15 protein-coding genes are annotated in these 15539 nt (G+C 59.4%); 12 read left to right on the top strand and 3 right to left on the bottom strand.

Features of this window, described 5'->3' with window-relative positions:
• Nucleotides 1–355: 355 nt before the first annotated feature.
• The 7 genes from ACRRSD_RS21510 (at nucleotide 356) to pdeM (ending at nucleotide 7875) form a co-directional block, all read left to right on the top strand.
• Entirely contained in the window at nucleotides 356–1138 is a 783-nt protein-coding gene (locus tag ACRRSD_RS21510) for a transporter substrate-binding domain-containing protein (protein ID WP_007918608.1), read from the top strand.
• Nucleotides 1139–1194: 56 nt separating this feature from the next.
• Entirely contained in the window at nucleotides 1195–1923 is a 729-nt protein-coding gene (locus ACRRSD_RS21505) for an ABC transporter permease (RefSeq protein WP_122600778.1), read from the top strand.
• The gene (locus ACRRSD_RS21500) at nucleotides 1920–2630 is read left to right on the top strand and encodes an ABC transporter permease (protein WP_007918610.1); all 711 of its coding nucleotides are present in this window, start codon (nucleotides 1920–1922) and stop codon (nucleotides 2628–2630) included. Before ACRRSD_RS21505 ends, ACRRSD_RS21500 begins: the two co-directional genes overlap by 4 nt.
• Before the next feature lie 13 nt (nucleotides 2631–2643).
• Nucleotides 2644–3762, top strand: coding sequence for a succinylglutamate desuccinylase/aspartoacylase family protein (locus ACRRSD_RS21495; RefSeq protein ID WP_435035214.1), 1119 nt, complete (start codon nucleotides 2644–2646; stop codon nucleotides 3760–3762).
• Between the two features lie 13 nt (nucleotides 3763–3775).
• Entirely contained in the window at nucleotides 3776–4540 is a 765-nt protein-coding gene (locus ACRRSD_RS21490; protein WP_007918612.1) for an ABC transporter ATP-binding protein, read from the top strand.
• Between the two features lie 192 nt (nucleotides 4541–4732).
• The gene (locus ACRRSD_RS21485) at nucleotides 4733–7222 is read left to right on the top strand and encodes a ligase-associated DNA damage response DEXH box helicase (protein ID WP_435035213.1); all 2490 of its coding nucleotides are present in this window, start codon (nucleotides 4733–4735) and stop codon (nucleotides 7220–7222) included.
• Nucleotides 7219–7875 (top strand): ligase-associated DNA damage response endonuclease PdeM, encoded by a 657-nt coding sequence (gene pdeM, locus ACRRSD_RS21480; RefSeq protein WP_435035212.1) that lies wholly within the window; start codon nucleotides 7219–7221, stop codon nucleotides 7873–7875. Before ACRRSD_RS21485 ends, pdeM begins: the two co-directional genes overlap by 4 nt.
• Nucleotides 7876–7921: 46 nt before the next feature.
• Here pdeM and ACRRSD_RS21475 read toward each other — a convergent pair whose 3' ends face one another.
• Together ACRRSD_RS21475 and dcd are read right to left on the bottom strand one after the other, a co-directional pair.
• A complete protein-coding gene (locus ACRRSD_RS21475) occupies nucleotides 7922–8131 on the bottom strand; it encodes a hypothetical protein (protein ID WP_095119221.1) in 210 nt (69 codons plus the stop codon).
• A gap of 106 nt (nucleotides 8132–8237) precedes the next feature.
• On the bottom strand, nucleotides 8238–8804 hold the full coding sequence (dcd, locus tag ACRRSD_RS21470) for a dCTP deaminase (protein WP_122600782.1): 567 nt from the start codon (nucleotides 8802–8804) through the stop codon (nucleotides 8238–8240).
• A 355-nt stretch (nucleotides 8805–9159) separates the two neighbouring features.
• Between dcd and ACRRSD_RS21465 the strand changes: the two genes are divergently transcribed.
• Nucleotides 9160–9369, top strand: coding sequence for a cold-shock protein (locus ACRRSD_RS21465; protein WP_002554837.1), 210 nt, complete (start codon nucleotides 9160–9162; stop codon nucleotides 9367–9369).
• Between the two features lie 164 nt (nucleotides 9370–9533).
• Here ACRRSD_RS21465 and ACRRSD_RS21460 read toward each other — a convergent pair whose 3' ends face one another.
• Complete coding sequence (locus tag ACRRSD_RS21460; protein ID WP_150749399.1) at nucleotides 9534–10541, bottom strand: DUF481 domain-containing protein; 1008 nt, start codon at nucleotides 10539–10541, stop codon at nucleotides 9534–9536.
• Between the two features lie 164 nt (nucleotides 10542–10705).
• On the opposite strand from ACRRSD_RS21460, the gene ACRRSD_RS21455 reads away from it, so the two are divergent.
• The 4 genes from ACRRSD_RS21455 to ACRRSD_RS21440 all read left to right on the top strand — a co-directional run bounded on the left by ACRRSD_RS21455 (nucleotide 10706) and on the right by ACRRSD_RS21440 (nucleotide 15478).
• A complete protein-coding gene (locus tag ACRRSD_RS21455) occupies nucleotides 10706–11059 on the top strand; it encodes an MGMT family protein (protein ID WP_038358095.1) in 354 nt (117 codons plus the stop codon).
• Between the two features lie 43 nt (nucleotides 11060–11102).
• On the top strand, nucleotides 11103–12662 hold the full coding sequence (locus ACRRSD_RS21450) for an AmpG family muropeptide MFS transporter (protein ID WP_435035209.1): 1560 nt from the start codon (nucleotides 11103–11105) through the stop codon (nucleotides 12660–12662).
• Between the two features lie 129 nt (nucleotides 12663–12791).
• Nucleotides 12792–14507, top strand: a complete 1716-nt coding sequence (locus ACRRSD_RS21445; protein WP_435035207.1) for a proline--tRNA ligase — start codon at nucleotides 12792–12794, stop codon at nucleotides 14505–14507.
• A 17-nt stretch (nucleotides 14508–14524) separates the two neighbouring features.
• Nucleotides 14525–15478 carry a hypothetical protein gene (locus ACRRSD_RS21440; protein ID WP_435035205.1) on the top strand — a complete coding sequence of 318 codons (954 nt, stop codon included), beginning with the start codon at nucleotides 14525–14527 and terminating at the stop codon, nucleotides 15476–15478.
• Nucleotides 15479–15539 lie beyond the last annotated feature (61 nt).

The raw sequence follows: 15539 nt of genomic DNA, 5'->3' as shown, positions 1-15539 counted from the left end.
CCTTTTCCCGTGACAACACACAACTCGATGAACGTTCCCACGCGCAGCAAAGGAATGCAGCCGGGACGCTCCGCGTCCCATAGCGGACGCAGAGCGTCCATTGAGGCATTCCCACGCAGAGCGTGGGAACGATCAGTCACCTGCCCTCAATATCGGGGTTTGATCCGAAACAGTGCAACGAAATCGCAATGCCCATTTCCGGGCATTCAATCGCTCTCATCTCTCCCCGCCCAACCTTTTAAAACACTTGTTCGGGACTCTGGTTCGGAAATTGCTACTTTCTATAGGTCGTACGCGTTCCAGTAACAATAATTCTGCGCCACAAGCGCTCATATTGGTTCTTAGGGATTGAATAATGAAAAAAGCATTGCTGACCCTTTCTGCACTGGCGTTGTGCATGGCCGCTGGCTCCGCGCTGGCCAAGGAATACAAAGAGCTGCGCTTTGGCGTTGACCCTTCGTACGCACCGTTCGAGTCGAAAGCGGCCGACGGCAGCCTGGTGGGTTTCGACATCGACCTGGGCAACGCGATCTGCGCCGAACTGAAGGTCAAGTGCAAGTGGGTCGAAAGTGACTTCGACGGCATGATTCCGGGCCTCAAGGCCAACAAATTCGACGGTGTCATCTCGTCGATGACCGTGACCCCGGCCCGCGAAAAAGTCATCGACTTCTCCAGCGAGCTGTTCTCCGGCCCAACCGCTTATGTGTTCAAGAAAGGTTCCGGCATCACCGCAGACGTCGCGTCGCTCAAGGGCAAAACCGTCGGCTACGAGCAGGGCACCATTCAGGAAGCCTACGCCAAAGCCGTGCTGGACAAGGCCGGCGTGAAAACCCAGGCCTATCAGAACCAGGATCAGGTGTATTCCGACCTGACCTCCGGCCGTCTCGACGCCGGTATTCAGGACATGCTGCAAGCGGAACTGGGTTTTTTGAAGTCGCCACAGGGCGCCGACTATGACGTCAGCAAGCCAGTCGACAGCGAATTGCTGCCAGCCAAAACCGCTGTCGGTATTAAGAAAGGTAACACTGAGCTGAAAGCGCTTTTAGATAAAGGTATCAAAGCGTTACACGATGACGGCAAATACGCCGAGATTCAAAAGAAACACTTTGGCGATCTGAATCTGTACAGCGGCAAATAATGCCCCGGCGCCCATCCTCGATGGGCGCCTTTTCCATCCGCTCAGGTTGCTGATTTATGTTCGAAAACCTCCTGCAAAATCTGGGGCTCGCAGCCTTCAGCCTCAAGGGCTTCGGCCCGTTGCTGCTGCAAGGCACCTGGATGACCATCAAATTATCGGCGTTGTCGCTGCTGGTAGCCGTGTTGCTCGGCCTCCTCGGCGCCAGTGCCAAACTGTCAAAAGTCAAACTGGTGCGCCTGCCCGCTCAGCTCTACACCACGCTGATTCGCGGCGTGCCGGATCTGGTGCTGATGCTGCTGATCTTCTACAGCCTGCAAACCTGGCTGACGACCCTGACTGACTACATGGAATGGGAATACATCGAAATCGACCCGTTCAGCGCCGGGGTGCTGACCCTCGGCTTCATTTATGGCGCGTATTTCACCGAAACCTTCCGTGGCGCGATCCTCGCGGTGCCGCGCGGTCAGGTTGAAGCCGCCACCGCGTATGGCCTCAAACGCGGTCAGCGCTTTCGCTTTGTGGTGTTCCCGCAAATGATGCGTTTCGCCCTGCCCGGCATCGGCAACAACTGGATGGTGATGCTCAAGGCCACCGCGCTGGTGTCGATCATCGGCCTGGCCGATCTGGTCAAAGCCGCGCAAGATGCCGGTAAAAGCACTTATCAACTGTTCTACTTCCTGGTGCTCGCCGCATTGATCTATCTACTGATCACCAGTGCCTCGAATTTCATCCTGCGCTGGCTCGAACGCCGCTACGCCGCCGGTGCCCGGGAGGCCGTACGATGATCGAACTTCTACAGGAATACTGGCGCGCTTTCCTTTATACCGACGGCCAGAACATCACCGGGCTGGCGATGACGATGTGGCTGCTAAGCGCCTCGATCTTCTTCGGTTTCCTGGTGTCGATTCCGCTGTCGATCGCCCGCGTGTCGCCGCATTTCTACATTCGCTGGCCGGTGCAGTTCTACACGTATCTGTTCCGTGGCACGCCGTTGTATATCCAGTTGTTGATCTGCTACACCGGGATCTACAGCCTCGCCGCCGTGCGTGCGCAGCCGCTGCTCGACAGTTTCTTTCGCGATGCGATGAACTGCACGATCCTCGCCTTTGCCCTGAACACCTGCGCCTACACCACGGAGATTTTCGCCGGGGCGATTCGCAGCATGAACCACGGCGAAGTCGAAGCGGCCAAGGCTTACGGGCTGACCGGCTGGAAACTGTATGCCTACGTGATCATGCCGTCGGCGCTGCGCCGATCGTTGCCGTATTACAGCAACGAAGTGATCCTGATGCTGCACTCGACCACCGTGGCCTTCACCGCGACCATCCCCGACATCCTGAAAGTTGCGCGGGACGCCAACTCGGCGACCTTCCTGACCTTTCAGTCGTTCGGCATCGCCGCGCTGATCTACCTGACCATTACCTTTGCGCTGGTCGGCCTGTTCCGCCTTGCCGAACGCCGATGGCTGGCCTTCCTCGGCCCGACTCACTAGGACAACCCTGCAAATGCGCCACCTGATTCATGACTTGCTGGCCCCGCTGCCGGGGACCGCACGACAGATCCACAGCTTCCACTTCGGCCCGGAGCAGGCCAAGGGCAAGGTTTACATTCAGTCTTCGCTGCATGCCGACGAATTGCCGGGCATGCTCGTCGCCTGGCACCTCAAGCAACGTCTGGCCGAGCTGGAAGCCGCCGGCCGCCTGCGCAGCGAAATCGTGCTGGTGCCGGTGGCCAACCCGGTCGGCCTCGAGCAAGTGTTGATGGACGTGCCACTGGGCCGCTACGAACTGGAGAGCGGGCAGAACTTCAACCGCTGGTTCGTCGACCTCAGCGAGGAAATCGGCAACGCCATCGAGGGCAAGTTGAACGACGATGCACAGCACAACCTCGAACTGATCCGCACGCATCTGCGCAACGCCCTCGCCCGCCAGACTGCCAGCACGCAGTTGCAATCCCAGCGCCTGACCCTGCAACGGCTGGCTTGCGATGCGGACATGGTGCTCGACTTGCATTGCGACTTCGAATCGGTGGTGCACCTCTACACCACGCCCGAAGCGTGGCCGCAGGTCGAACCGCTGGCGCGCTACATCGAAGCTCAGGCGAGCTTGCTGGCTACCGATTCCGGAGGCCAGTCGTTCGACGAATGCTTCACGCTGCTGTGGTGGCAATTGAAGGAACGCTTCGGCGAACACTTCGAAATTCCGCTCGGCAGTTTCTCGGTAACCGTCGAGTTGCGCGGCCAGGGTGACGTCACCCATCCGTTGGCCAGCCGCGACTGCCAGGCGCTGATCGACTACCTGATCCAGTCCGACGCAATCGTTGGCGAGACCAAACCGCAGCCGCCATTGCCGTTCCCGGCCACGCCTCTCGCGGGAGTCGAACCGGTAACCACGCCGGTCGGCGGCCTGCTGGTGTACACCGCCACAGCCGGGCAGGTCCTGGAGGCCGGACAGCAGATCGCCGAAATCATCGACCCGATCAACGACCGGATCACGCCTATTCATTGCACCAGCGCCGGCGTGATGTACGCCCGCTCGCTGCGCCGCATGGCCACCGCCGGCATGGTTATCGCCCACGTCGCGGGCGCTGAAGCCTATCGCAGCGGCTACCTACTTTCGCCTTGAGGATGTCTGTCCCATGTACAAACTGACCGTTGAAGGCCTGCACAAAAGCTATGGCGACCATCAGGTGCTCAAAGGCGTTTCGCTCAAGGCCAAGACCGGCGACGTGATCAGCCTGATCGGCGCCAGTGGCTCGGGCAAAAGCACTTTTTTGCGCTGCATCAACTTTCTCGAACAACCCAATGATGGCGCCATGAGCCTGGATGGCCAGGCGATCCGCATGGTCACCGACCGCCACGGCATGCACGTCGCCGACGCCGATGAACTGCAACGTTTGCGCACACGGTTGGCGATGGTGTTCCAGCATTTCAACCTGTGGAGCCACATGACCGTGCTGGAAAACATCACCATGGCCCCGCGCCGGGTGCTGGGTTGCAGCAAACAGGAAGCCGACGACCGTGCGCGGCGTTATCTGGACAAGGTCGGCTTGCCGGCGCGAGTGGCGGATCAATACCCGGCGTTTCTCTCTGGCGGACAACAACAGCGCGTGGCGATTGCCCGGGCACTGGCGATGGAACCGGAGGTGATGTTGTTCGATGAACCGACATCGGCGCTCGACCCGGAGCTGGTGGGGGAAGTGTTGAAGGTGATTCAGGGACTCGCCGAAGAAGGCCGGACCATGATCATGGTGACCCATGAGATGAGCTTCGCCCGCAAAGTTTCCAGCCAGGTTCTGTTCCTGCACCAAGGCTTGGTGGAAGAAGAAGGCGCACCCGAAGAAGTGCTGGGCAATCCGAAAAGCGAACGCCTGAAGCAATTCCTCAGCGGTAACCTCAAATAACGCCGTACACAATCCCCTGTGGGAGCGAGCCTGCTCGCGAAAGCGGTGTGTCAGTTTAGGAATTGTTGGCTGACACACCGCATTCGCGAGCAGGCTCGCTCCCACATTCGTTTTTCATCGTCTACAAAAATCAAACTTGTCCGCCCGCCGCGTGGTCACTGGAAGAACACCTCCAGAGCGCGCGCAGCCCGCATGGCGAAATCTTCCGACCTTGCAAAAACCTGGTTCAGCGCCCGCGACTGGAAGCCGTTCGCCTTTCAGAAACAGGTGTGGGCGGCGGTCGAAAACGGTGAGTCCGGTCTGCTCCACGCCAGCACCGGTGCCGGTAAAACCTATGCAGTGTGGTTTGCCGCGCTCAATCGCTTCGCCAAACCCGTAGCGGTTGTTGAATCCCCGCGTAAACGCAAAGCCCCCGCCGAACCGCTGACCGTTCTCTGGATAACGCCCATGCGCGCCCTCGCCGCCGACACCGCGCGCGCGTTGCAAACACCGGTTGATGACCTGCAGATCCCATGGAGCATCGGCCTGCGCACCGGTGACACCAGCAGCAGCGAACGTGCACGCCAGAGCCGGCGCCTGCCGACCACGCTGATCACCACGCCGGAAAGCCTGACCCTTTTGCTCGCCCGCGCCGATGCGCAGGTGGCGCTGGCGAGTCTGCGCATGATCGTCGTCGACGAATGGCATGAATTGCTCGGCAATAAACGCGGCGTGCAACTGCAACTGGCCCTCGCCCGCCTGCGCCATTGGCAGCCCGATCTGATCGTCTGGGGCGTGTCAGCCACCCTCGGTAATCAATCCCACGCCGAACAAGTGCTGATCCCACAGGGCGGCGGCGTCAGCATTCAGGGACAAAGCGAAAAATCGCTGAAGGTCGACACCCTCCTCCCTCCGGCCATCGAGCGTTTTCCTTGGGCCGGGCACATCGGCCTGAAGATGTTGCCGCAAGTGGTCGCCGAACTGGAGGCCTGCGCCAGCAGCCTGGTGTTCACCAACACCCGGGCACAATCGGAAATCTGGTATCAGGCACTACTGGAGGCACGGCCGGACTGGGCCGGGTTGATCGCCTTGCATCACAGCTCATTGTCACGCGATACCCGTGACTGGGTGGAACAGGCCTTGAAAGACGGGCAACTGAAAGCCGTGGTCTGCACGTCAAGCCTGGATCTGGGCGTGGATTTCCTGCCGGTCGAGCGCGTGCTGCAAATCGGCTCGGCCAAAGGCATCGCGCGTTTGATGCAACGTGCCGGGCGCTCCGGCCATGCGCCAGGGCGCACCTCAAGAGTAACGCTGGTGCCGACGCACAGCCTTGAGTTGATCGAAGCGGCCGCCGCCCGCGATGCCGTCGAGCAACGGCGCATCGAACCACGCCAGTCACCGCACAAACCGCTGGATGTGCTGGTCCAGCATTTGGTCAGCATGGCCCTCGGTGGTGGGTTTATTCCTCAGGACTTGTACGAAGAAGTCCGTGGTGCCTGGGCCTATCGCGACCTGACCCCCGCCGATTGGGCCTGGGCGCTGGCTTTCGTACGCCACGGCGGGATGTCTCTGACAGCCTATCCGGATTACCGCCGGGTCGAGCCGGACGAGCACGGCGTCTGGCGTGTGCCGGATGCGCGATTGGCGCGGCGCCATCGCATGAGCATCGGCACCATCGTCAGCGACGCGAGCATTCACCTGAAATTCTGGAGCAAGGGCGGCGGTGGCAAACAACTGGGCAGTGTCGAGGAAGGCTTTATCGCCCGACTCAAACCCGGTGACGGTTTTCTCTTCGCCGGGCGTTTGCTGGAACTGGTGCGAGTGGAAAACATGACCGCTTACGTCAAACGCAGCACCGCCAAAAAAGCCGCCGTACCGCGCTGGAATGGTGGGCGGATGCCACTTTCCAACGAACTGGCCGAAGCCGTGGTCAGGCGTTTCAGCGAGGCCGCGCAAGGTGAGTTTGTCGGCCCGGAAATGCAGGCCTTGCGACCGTTACTGGAAACCCAGATGCGCTGGTCGGGTTTGCCCACGACAGACAACCTGTTGGCCGAAGTGCTGAAGTCCCGCGAGGGCTGGCACCTTTTCCTCTATCCGTTTGCCGGGCGCCAAGTGCATCTGGGGCTGGCGAGTCTGCTGGCATGGCGCGTCAGTCAACGGCAACCCGTGACGTTTTCCATCGCGGTGAACGATTACGGCCTGGAATTGCTCAGCGCTACGCCGATCGACTGGGCCGAGTACTTGAATGCCGAGCTGTTCCATGCCGATGATTTATTGGTGGACGTTCTGGCCAGCCTGAACGCCGGCGAACTGGCCCTGCGGCGCTTTCGCGAGATCGCGCGCATTGCCGGGCTGGTCTTCGCTGGTTACCCCGGCGCGCCGAAAAGCACCCGACAGGTGCAGGCTTCCAGCGGTTTGTTTTTCGAAGTGTTCAAACAATACGACGCCGACAATCTGTTGCTGGCTCAGGCCGGGGAAGAAGTCCTGCGGGAAGAACTGGATATTCGTCGTCTGGAACAGACATTGGAGCGGATCAACGGGATGAAACTGGACGTGCATCTGCTTAAACGTCCTACACCGCTAGGCTTTCCGCTGCTGGTGGAACGCATGCGCGAAAGCATGAGTTCGGAAAAACTCGCTGACCGCATCCGACGGATGGTCGGTGATCTGGAGAACAGCGCCGACAAGGATAGATCCCCATGAGTTCAGGCTATCCGGTGCGTCTGGCCGGCGAAGAGCTTTGGCTCTTGCCGGAAAAAGCCTTGTACTGGCCCGCGCAGCAGGTTCTGTTGATTGCCGATGTGCATTTCGGCAAAGCCGCGGCTTACCGCAGTCTTGGTCAACCGGTTCCACACGGCACCACGGCGAGCAATATCGCCGTGATTGATCGGTTGCTGGCAAAGCTGCCCTGCCGTTTATTGATCTTTCTTGGGGATTTCCTCCACGGGCCCGGCTCTCATGCCCCGGGCACGCTGAGCGCGCTGGCGCAATGGCGTGCGCGCCACGCTGAGCTACCGATGACACTGATCCGCGGCAACCACGACAAACGCGCTGGTGACCCACCTGAATCGCTGAACATCAGGGTGGTGCCGGAACCGCTGCTGCTCGGGCCATTTGCCTTGCAGCATGAACCTGACCCCCACCCTGAAAGGCATGTGCTGGCGGGCCACGTACACCCGGTCTATCGCCTGCACGGCAAGGGTCGGCAGAGCTTGCGCCTGGCGTGTTTCAGGCTTGGCGAGCACATCAGTCTGCTGCCGGCATTCGGCGCCTTTACCGGCGGGTACGCGGTCGAGCGGGAAGAAAGTTGCAGGATTTTCGTCATCGGCGATAACGAAATATGGCCAGTCAGTTGAAGTCTTTGCAGACCTCAGCTGACTGGCCATTCGTTTTCAATGCAGATCAGGCAACCGGTGCCGGTGGCGGCTCGTCTGGAAGGGTCGGTTCGCCCGGTTCGGTCGGTTGTTCGTTGGGGGTATCAGGATCGGGCTGTCCGGGAATTCCGCCAGCCATGCTCAGCGCCGGATGCGCCAGCAATGACCAGGCCAATACGCCAATCTGATTGGGCTCGAGCCTTGCCAGTTCGGCAGTGATTTGCGGATCGATCTTCATAGGGCACTCCTCGGCGAAGGCCCGTTTCGCCGAAAGCAAAACGGGCAGTACACCCCATAGAGTGTCTGCCCGCCAAAGAATTCCCGCGATCTGTCGGATGGACCGATCAGGTGCGCGGCAGGGTCACGCCACGCTGGCCCTGATACTTGCCGCCACGATCCTTGTAGGACACTTCACATTGCTCGTCGGATTCGAGGAACAACATCTGCGCCACACCTTCGTTGGCATAGATCTTCGCCGGCAGGTTGGTGGTGTTGGAGAACTCCAGAGTCACGTGACCCTCCCACTCAGGCTCGAGCGGCGTCACATTGACGATGATGCCGCAACGCGCGTAGGTGCTTTTACCCAGGCAGATGGTCAGCACATTGCGTGGAATACGGAAATATTCGACGGTGCTGGCCAGTGCAAAGGAGTTCGGCGGAATGATGCAGACGTCGCTGTGGACGTCGACGAAGCTGCCCGGGTCGAAATTTTTCGGGTCGACGATGGACGAGTTGATGTTGGTGAACACCTTGAAGTGGTTGGTGCAACGCACATCGTAGCCGTAGCTCGACACACCGTAGGAGATCACTCGGCTGTCGTCGCTGCCGCGCACCTGGCGCTCGACGAAAGGCTCGATCATGCCCTGTTCCTGCGCCATGCGGCGAATCCACTTGTCCGATTTGATGCTCATGGCGGGGGTGTCCTGAATAGCGAGGTGGAAAAATTCTGTCCGGCATCTTACCGGGCGCGCCGCCGGGTTCAAAGTGCGCGGTGCAATTCTCGCCGAACACCCATGAAATACGCGCTTTGGCGACGAACCGTCACACCGCCGATCCCGAAAACAGAGAAACCTTCGCAAGAAGCATTGGCACTTCTCGGAAACTGGGTTAAGGTGGCGTCACTGTGTTGCTTGTGTCACTGAGAATCTCTACACGATATGTTGAATTTCGATCCAACCATCTACAAGAATTTTTCCTGCTCTTTGCACTCAGTCTCGGCCAGGGTTCTTCCTGAGTCGCAGTTATCTTTGTTCAAGGAGTTACACCATGTCTAATCGCCAAACCGGTACCGTTAAGTGGTTCAACGATGAAAAAGGCTTCGGCTTCATCACTCCACAATCCGGTGACGACCTGTTCGTTCACTTCAAAGCTATCCAATCCGACGGCTTCAAAAGCCTGAAAGAAGGCCAACAGGTTTCTTTCATCGCTACCCGCGGTCAGAAAGGCATGCAAGCTGAAGAAGTACAAGTTATCTAACTTGTAGCTTCTTTAGAAAAGAGCCCCGCCCTTAAAAGCGGGGCTTTTTTGTGGGCGTCTGTTTTTCAGCTCGCAAAAAAAGATCGCAGCCTTCGGCAGCTCCTACAGGATGTACATCAATCCTCTGTAGGAGCTGCCGAAGGCTGCGATCTTTTGCTTGTGCCTTACCAGGCCACGCCAAACCCGGCGGTATAACGGGTCTTGTTCAGATCGGCATCATTGGTGCCGCTGATGATGTCGCGCTCGGCCTTGAGGTTGAGCGAGGCCCAGTCGGTAACCTTGTAGCGCAGACCCAATTCAGCATCCAGCGCGTAATCGGCAACACCGGACAGCGGCTTGCCCACTTCACCATTGGTGAAGAACTCGACCTTCTTGCCAATCAGGTAACGGTTGTAATCCCACTTCATGGCGACGGAATAGAAGTTGTCCTTACTGCCATCGCGATACTCGTAATCGGTGCGGTTGAGCAGCGAGCCCAGCGAGAATGCGCCCAACTCATCATCCCAGAACTGGTAGCCGGGACCGGTACCGACCACACGCTGGCGTGCCAGCTCTTCGATGTGATCACGCTTGTAGTTCAGGCGGCCCTGCCAAAACCATTGATCGGTCAGGAAGCGGTCGAGTGCGTATTCGGCGCGCCAGTTGTTGGTGGTGGTTTCGTCGTCCTGCACTTCGCGGTTGTATTCACCTTCGGCGGTATGACGCCAGCGACCATGACGTGCCGAGGTCTTGAAGCCGACATCGTAGTCATCGGTGTCCTTCTCGGCGCGCTGATAGTCCAGTGCCAGGTCGACATTGCCCTTCCAGACCAGATCCTCGACCACCGGTTTTGGCTTGAGAATCTGCTGAATGCTCGCCAGCTCAACGGTTTTCGGCGCTTCGCCGTTGGCCAGGGTGACTTTGCCATCTTCGGCGGCCGTCAGCGACTTGGACACTTCACCGGTGTAGGCGTCCTGCTTGACCAGCAAGTGCTGATCGCTGTCCAGGGTTTTCACCTCTTTCCAGTCAATCGTGACCGCACCGGCATATTTGGTCTGGATCAACAGCTTGCCGCCGTCGAATACCGTAATGGTACCGCTCAACTTGTCACCGTTCTTCAACCAGACGGTGTCGGCAAGCAGGGGCGTAGACGCACTGAAAACAGCAAGGCACAGCAAGGATCTGGAAAACATAAGCGAATCGAAGGCTCAAGTTTGCGAAAAAGGTCGGCATTATCCGTAGGAATAAGACCCTGACAAGGACTGACCGGACGATTTCCATTGAGTTCATTTCTCAACTACGCCGCGACGGATTACCCTTCAAGCATCAAATCCGCCCATGTTCAGGAACCGCGCCCGTGACAGAGCAGCCCCACGACCGTGACAGTGAAGCGCAAATCCGACGCACGGCGCTCTACTCCACCCTCGCTCAAGTGCCTGAAGGCAAAGTCGTCAGCTATGGTCAGTTAGCCGAACTGGCCGGTTTGGGGCGCGCCGCCCGCTGGGTCGGCCGCACCTTGAGTCAATTGCCCGGCGATACCAAACTGCCCTGGCACCGCGTGCTGGGCGCCGGCGGTCGGATCAGCCTGCCGGTGGGCAGCCCGTCGGGCGATGAACAACGGGCTCGATTGCGCATGGAAGGCATCACCGTCCTGAACAATCGTGTGGATATTCAGCGCCATGGCTGGCGTCCGGTAGAGCACAGCGGTTAGAGTGCGCGCTTTGTTTTCGCAATCTTGAGGCAGACTTCAGCCCATGCCCCGTAAAACCTGGCGCGCCGCGCTAGCCGCTTATGCCAGTCCTTCGACGCTCGTGCTGTTGTTGCTCGGTTTCGCCGCCGGCCTGCCGTACATGCTGGTATTTTCAACGCTTTCCGTCTGGCTGCGTGAAGCCGGTGTGGCCCGTGAAACCATCGGCTATGCCAGCCTGATCGGCCTGGCCTATGCGTTCAAATGGGTCTGGTCACCTCTGCTCGACCAATGGCGCCTGCCATTGCTGGGCAAGCTTGGCCGTCGCCGTTCATGGCTGGTGCTCTCGCAGGCGCTGGTGATCCTCGGCCTGATCGGCATGGGTTTCTGTGATCCGCAGAAGCACTTGTCCTGGCTGATCGCGATCGCCGTTGTCGTCGCCTTTGCCTCCGCCACTCAAGATATTGCGGTGGATGCCTATCGCCTGGAAATCGCCGAGGACAACCGCCAGGCCGCCCTTGCCGCCAGTTATATGTCCGGTTACCGCGTCGCCGCACTGCTGGCGACTGCCGGTGCGCTGTTCTTCGCTGAGGGCTTCGGCTCCACTGGCTTCAACTATCAACATTCCGCCTGGGCCGGCACTTACGCGCTGTTCGGCGCGCTGATGATTCCCGCACTGCTGACCACGCTGCTGATGCGCGAGCCGCCGGTGCCGCTGCGCACTCAATTGCAGGCCGGGCGCTACACCTTCATGCACCAACTGATGTCGGTATTTGTGCTGATCGTCTTGCTGGTCTCGGTACCGGCGATGTTCACCCAGCTCTACAACACTGATTTCGCCAGCGTGCTGTTCGGTGACATGAGTCCGCTAGACCTGCTGCTGGAGGACCGTGCCTTCCTGCGCGCCATTCTCTATACGCTGCTCACCGGCTTGTGTCTGTCGACCATGGGTCGTCGCGGCCTCGCACCGGTGCTGACACCGGTCAACGATTTCATTTTGCGCTATCGCTGGCAGGCACTGCTGCTGCTCGGTCTGATCGCCACCTATCGAATGTCGGACACGGTGATGGGCGTCATGGCCAACGTGTTCTATATCGACCAGGGCTTTACCAAAGATCAGATTGCCAGCGTCAGCAAGATCTTCGGCCTGATCATGACGCTGGTTGGCGCCGGTATGGGCGGCCTGCTGATCGTGCGTTTCGGCATTCTGCCGATTCTCTTTATCGGTGGTGTCGCTTCGGCAGCCACCAACCTGCTGTTTGTCATGCTCGCCGACATGGGCCCGGACCTGCAGATGCTGGTGGTCACTATCTCCCTCGACAACTTCAGTTCGGGTCTGGCGACGTCGGCGTTCGTGGCCTACCTGTCGAGCCTGACCAACCTGAAGTTCTCCGCCACGCAATACGCCCTGCTCAGCTCGATCATGCTGCTGTTGCCACGCCTGATGGGCGGCTATTCCGGGGTCCTCGTCGAGAAGTTCGGTTACCACAGTTTCTTCCTGATCACCGCCCTGCTCGGCGTGCCGACGCTGGTGCTGATCGCCCTGCACTGGTTCCAGGAAAGCCGCCGCGAAGGCCCGACGCCAACGCCCGAGCCTTTACCGACGCCGGTCACAGAAGAATCGTAAGACGTTTCGGCAACGGCGGGAGGAATCCCGCCGTCGTGCCTCCCCACTGACCTCACGCCTGTACGTCGGCAAAACTCGCCGGTACACTGCGGAGTCATTTCCAGTCATAGCAACCGACAACGGCCAACCATGCGCACCAGTCAATTTTTGCTCGCCACACAGAAAGAAACGCCTTCCGACGCGGTCGTGATCAGCCATCAGCTGATGCTGCGCGCCGGCATGATCCGCAAACTCGCCTCGGGCCTGTACACCTGGCTGCCCATGGGCTTGCGAGTCATGCGCAAGGTTGAAGCCATCGTTCGCGAAGAGATGAACGCCGCCGGCTCTCTGGAAGTGTTGATGCCGAGCACCCAACCGGCCGAGCTGTGGCAGGAATCGGGGCGCTGGGAAGAATACGGTCCTGAGCTGCTGCGCATCAAAGACCGCCACGGTCGTGATTTCTGCGCGGGCCCGACCCACGAAGAAGTGATCACCGATCTGATGCGCAACGAGTTGAGCAGCTACAAACAGCTGCCGATCAACCTGTACCAGATCCAGACCAAATTCCGTGACGAAATCCGTCCACGCTTCGGTTTGATGCGCGGCCGTGAATTCATCATGAAGGACTCGTACTCCTTCCACGCTGATCAGGCGTCGTTGCAGATCACCTACGACCGCATGCATGAAGCGTACTGCAACATCTTCACGCGCCTGGGTCTGAAATTCCGTCCGGTTGAAGCCGACAACGGTTCGATCGGTGGTGCCGGCTCCCACGAATTCCACGTACTGGCCGAGTCCGGCGAAGACGACATCGTCTTCAGCAACGGTTCCGACTACGCCGCGAACATCGAAAAAGCCGAAGCGGTGCCACGCGAAACCTCGCGCCCAGCACCGACCGAAGAGCTGCGCCTGGTCGACACCCCAGATACCAAAACCATCGCGGCGCTGGTGGAAAAATTCAATCTGCCGATTGAGAAGACCATCAAGACCCTGATCGTGCGCGCCGAAGAAGAAGGCAAGCTGATTGCGCTGGTCATCCGTGGTGATCACGAACTCAACGAAATCAAGGCTGCCCAGCAACCTGGCGTGGCCAGTCCGCTGGTCATGGCCACGGATGCCGAACTGCGTGACGCCATCGGCGCCGGCGCCGGTTCGCTCGGTCCGCTGAACCTGCCGCTGCCAATCATCATCGATCGTTCGGTCGAGCTGATGAGCGACTTCGGCATCGGCGCCAACATCGATGACAAGCACTACTTCGGCGTGAACTGGGAGCGTGATCTGCCGGTTCCGACCGTCGCTGACCTGCGCAACGTGGTTGCCGGCGACCCAAGCCCGGACGGCAAAGGCACCCTGGAAATCAAGCGCGGCATCGAAGTCGGGCACATCTTCCAGCTGGGCAACAAGTACAGCAAAGCGATGAAGTGCGAAGTGCTGGGCGAGAACGGCAAGCCAGTCACTCTGGAAATGGGTTGCTACGGTATCGGCGTGTCCCGCGTGGTGGCTGCGGCCATCGAGCAGAACAACGACGAAAACGGCATCATCTGGAGCGACACCCTGGCGCCGTTCCAGATTGCTCTGGTACCGCTGCGCTATGAAACCGAGCAGGTCCGCGAAGCTACCGACAAGCTGTACGCCGAACTGACGGCGGCTGGCTTCGAAGTGCTGCTGGACGATCGCGACAAGAAAACCAGCCCGGGCATCAAATTCGCGGACATGGAGCTGATCGGCATCCCTCACCGGATCGTGGTCAGCGACCGCGGCCTCGCCGAAGGCAACCTGGAATACAAGAGCCGTACCGAAGGCGAAGCGCAAGCATTGCCGGTGGCCGACGTATTGTCCTTCCTGCAGGCCCGTATCCGCCGCTGAAACCAGATAGAGACATCATGTTCAAGCGAAACACCTTAGGCCTCGGTGGCACCGCCCTGTGCGGTGCCCTGCTGGTCAGCGGCTGTGCCAATCACATGTCACAACGCAGTGAGCACGAAGAGCGGGTCGAGCGAAAGTTGCTCGACCATAGCCTGCAGATTGATGTCGGTGAGCCTAAGGAGCTTGAGCTGCCGCAGCGACGCGTGAAGATCAACGAACAGAAGACTTTTGAAGTCACCGAGTTCGAAGTAACACGTCGCTACGATCGCTATACGCCCTACCAGCCTTGGCGGGAGGTCTACGAGATCCCGCTGGGTGCGGTCGCCGTGGTCGGTGGCGTCGGCGCCAACGTGATCAACGTGTTCGCCCTCGGCAACCTGCCAGACAGCGTCACCAAGGACTGGCTGAGCTACGGTTTTGCCGGGCTCAATCCGTTCATGAACGTGCAGTCCAACGGTCGTGCGCAGCAGAACCTGGCCGGCATCGATGAAGTCCAGCGCGACAAGCGCACGGAGTATTCGAGCCTGCCCTGGAGCGAGCGGCCGGTGCAGGTCAAGGCCGGCAAGCAGATCTTCGACATGTCCACCGATCGTAATGGTGTGCTGCGTCTGAACCTGCTCGACAGTCCGTTCGCCGAAAATGACCTCAATCACGTCGGCAAACTGCAGATCAGCGTCGAAGACGCCAAGGATGATGTGCACTCGGACTCATCGCTGATGATCAGCAGTCATCTGCGTAGCAAGTTGCTGGAAGCGCACGGGCTGATTTACGACGATCTCGAAGACGACGAAGTGAGCCAGTGGGTACACCGGGTCAAGCGCTTGTCGGAACTGGGTCTGGAAGAAGAAGCCAGCGAGCTGGAACAAAGCCTGATCGAACTGACGCGCAATGATCCTGAGTTGCAGACTGAGTTTCTCAAGTCGCTGACCAAGGATGCCGGGCGTCTGGTGGCGGATCCGGGTCCGAATTAAGGCCTATTAAAAGATCGCAGCCTGCGGCAGCTCCTACATGGGAACGCATTTCTCTGTAGGA

This window comes from Pseudomonas neuropathica (assembly GCF_051174785.1).
Lineage (GTDB): Bacteria > Pseudomonadota > Gammaproteobacteria > Pseudomonadales > Pseudomonadaceae > Aquipseudomonas > Aquipseudomonas neuropathica_A.
This window is presented reverse-complemented; position numbering and strand designations above follow the sequence as displayed.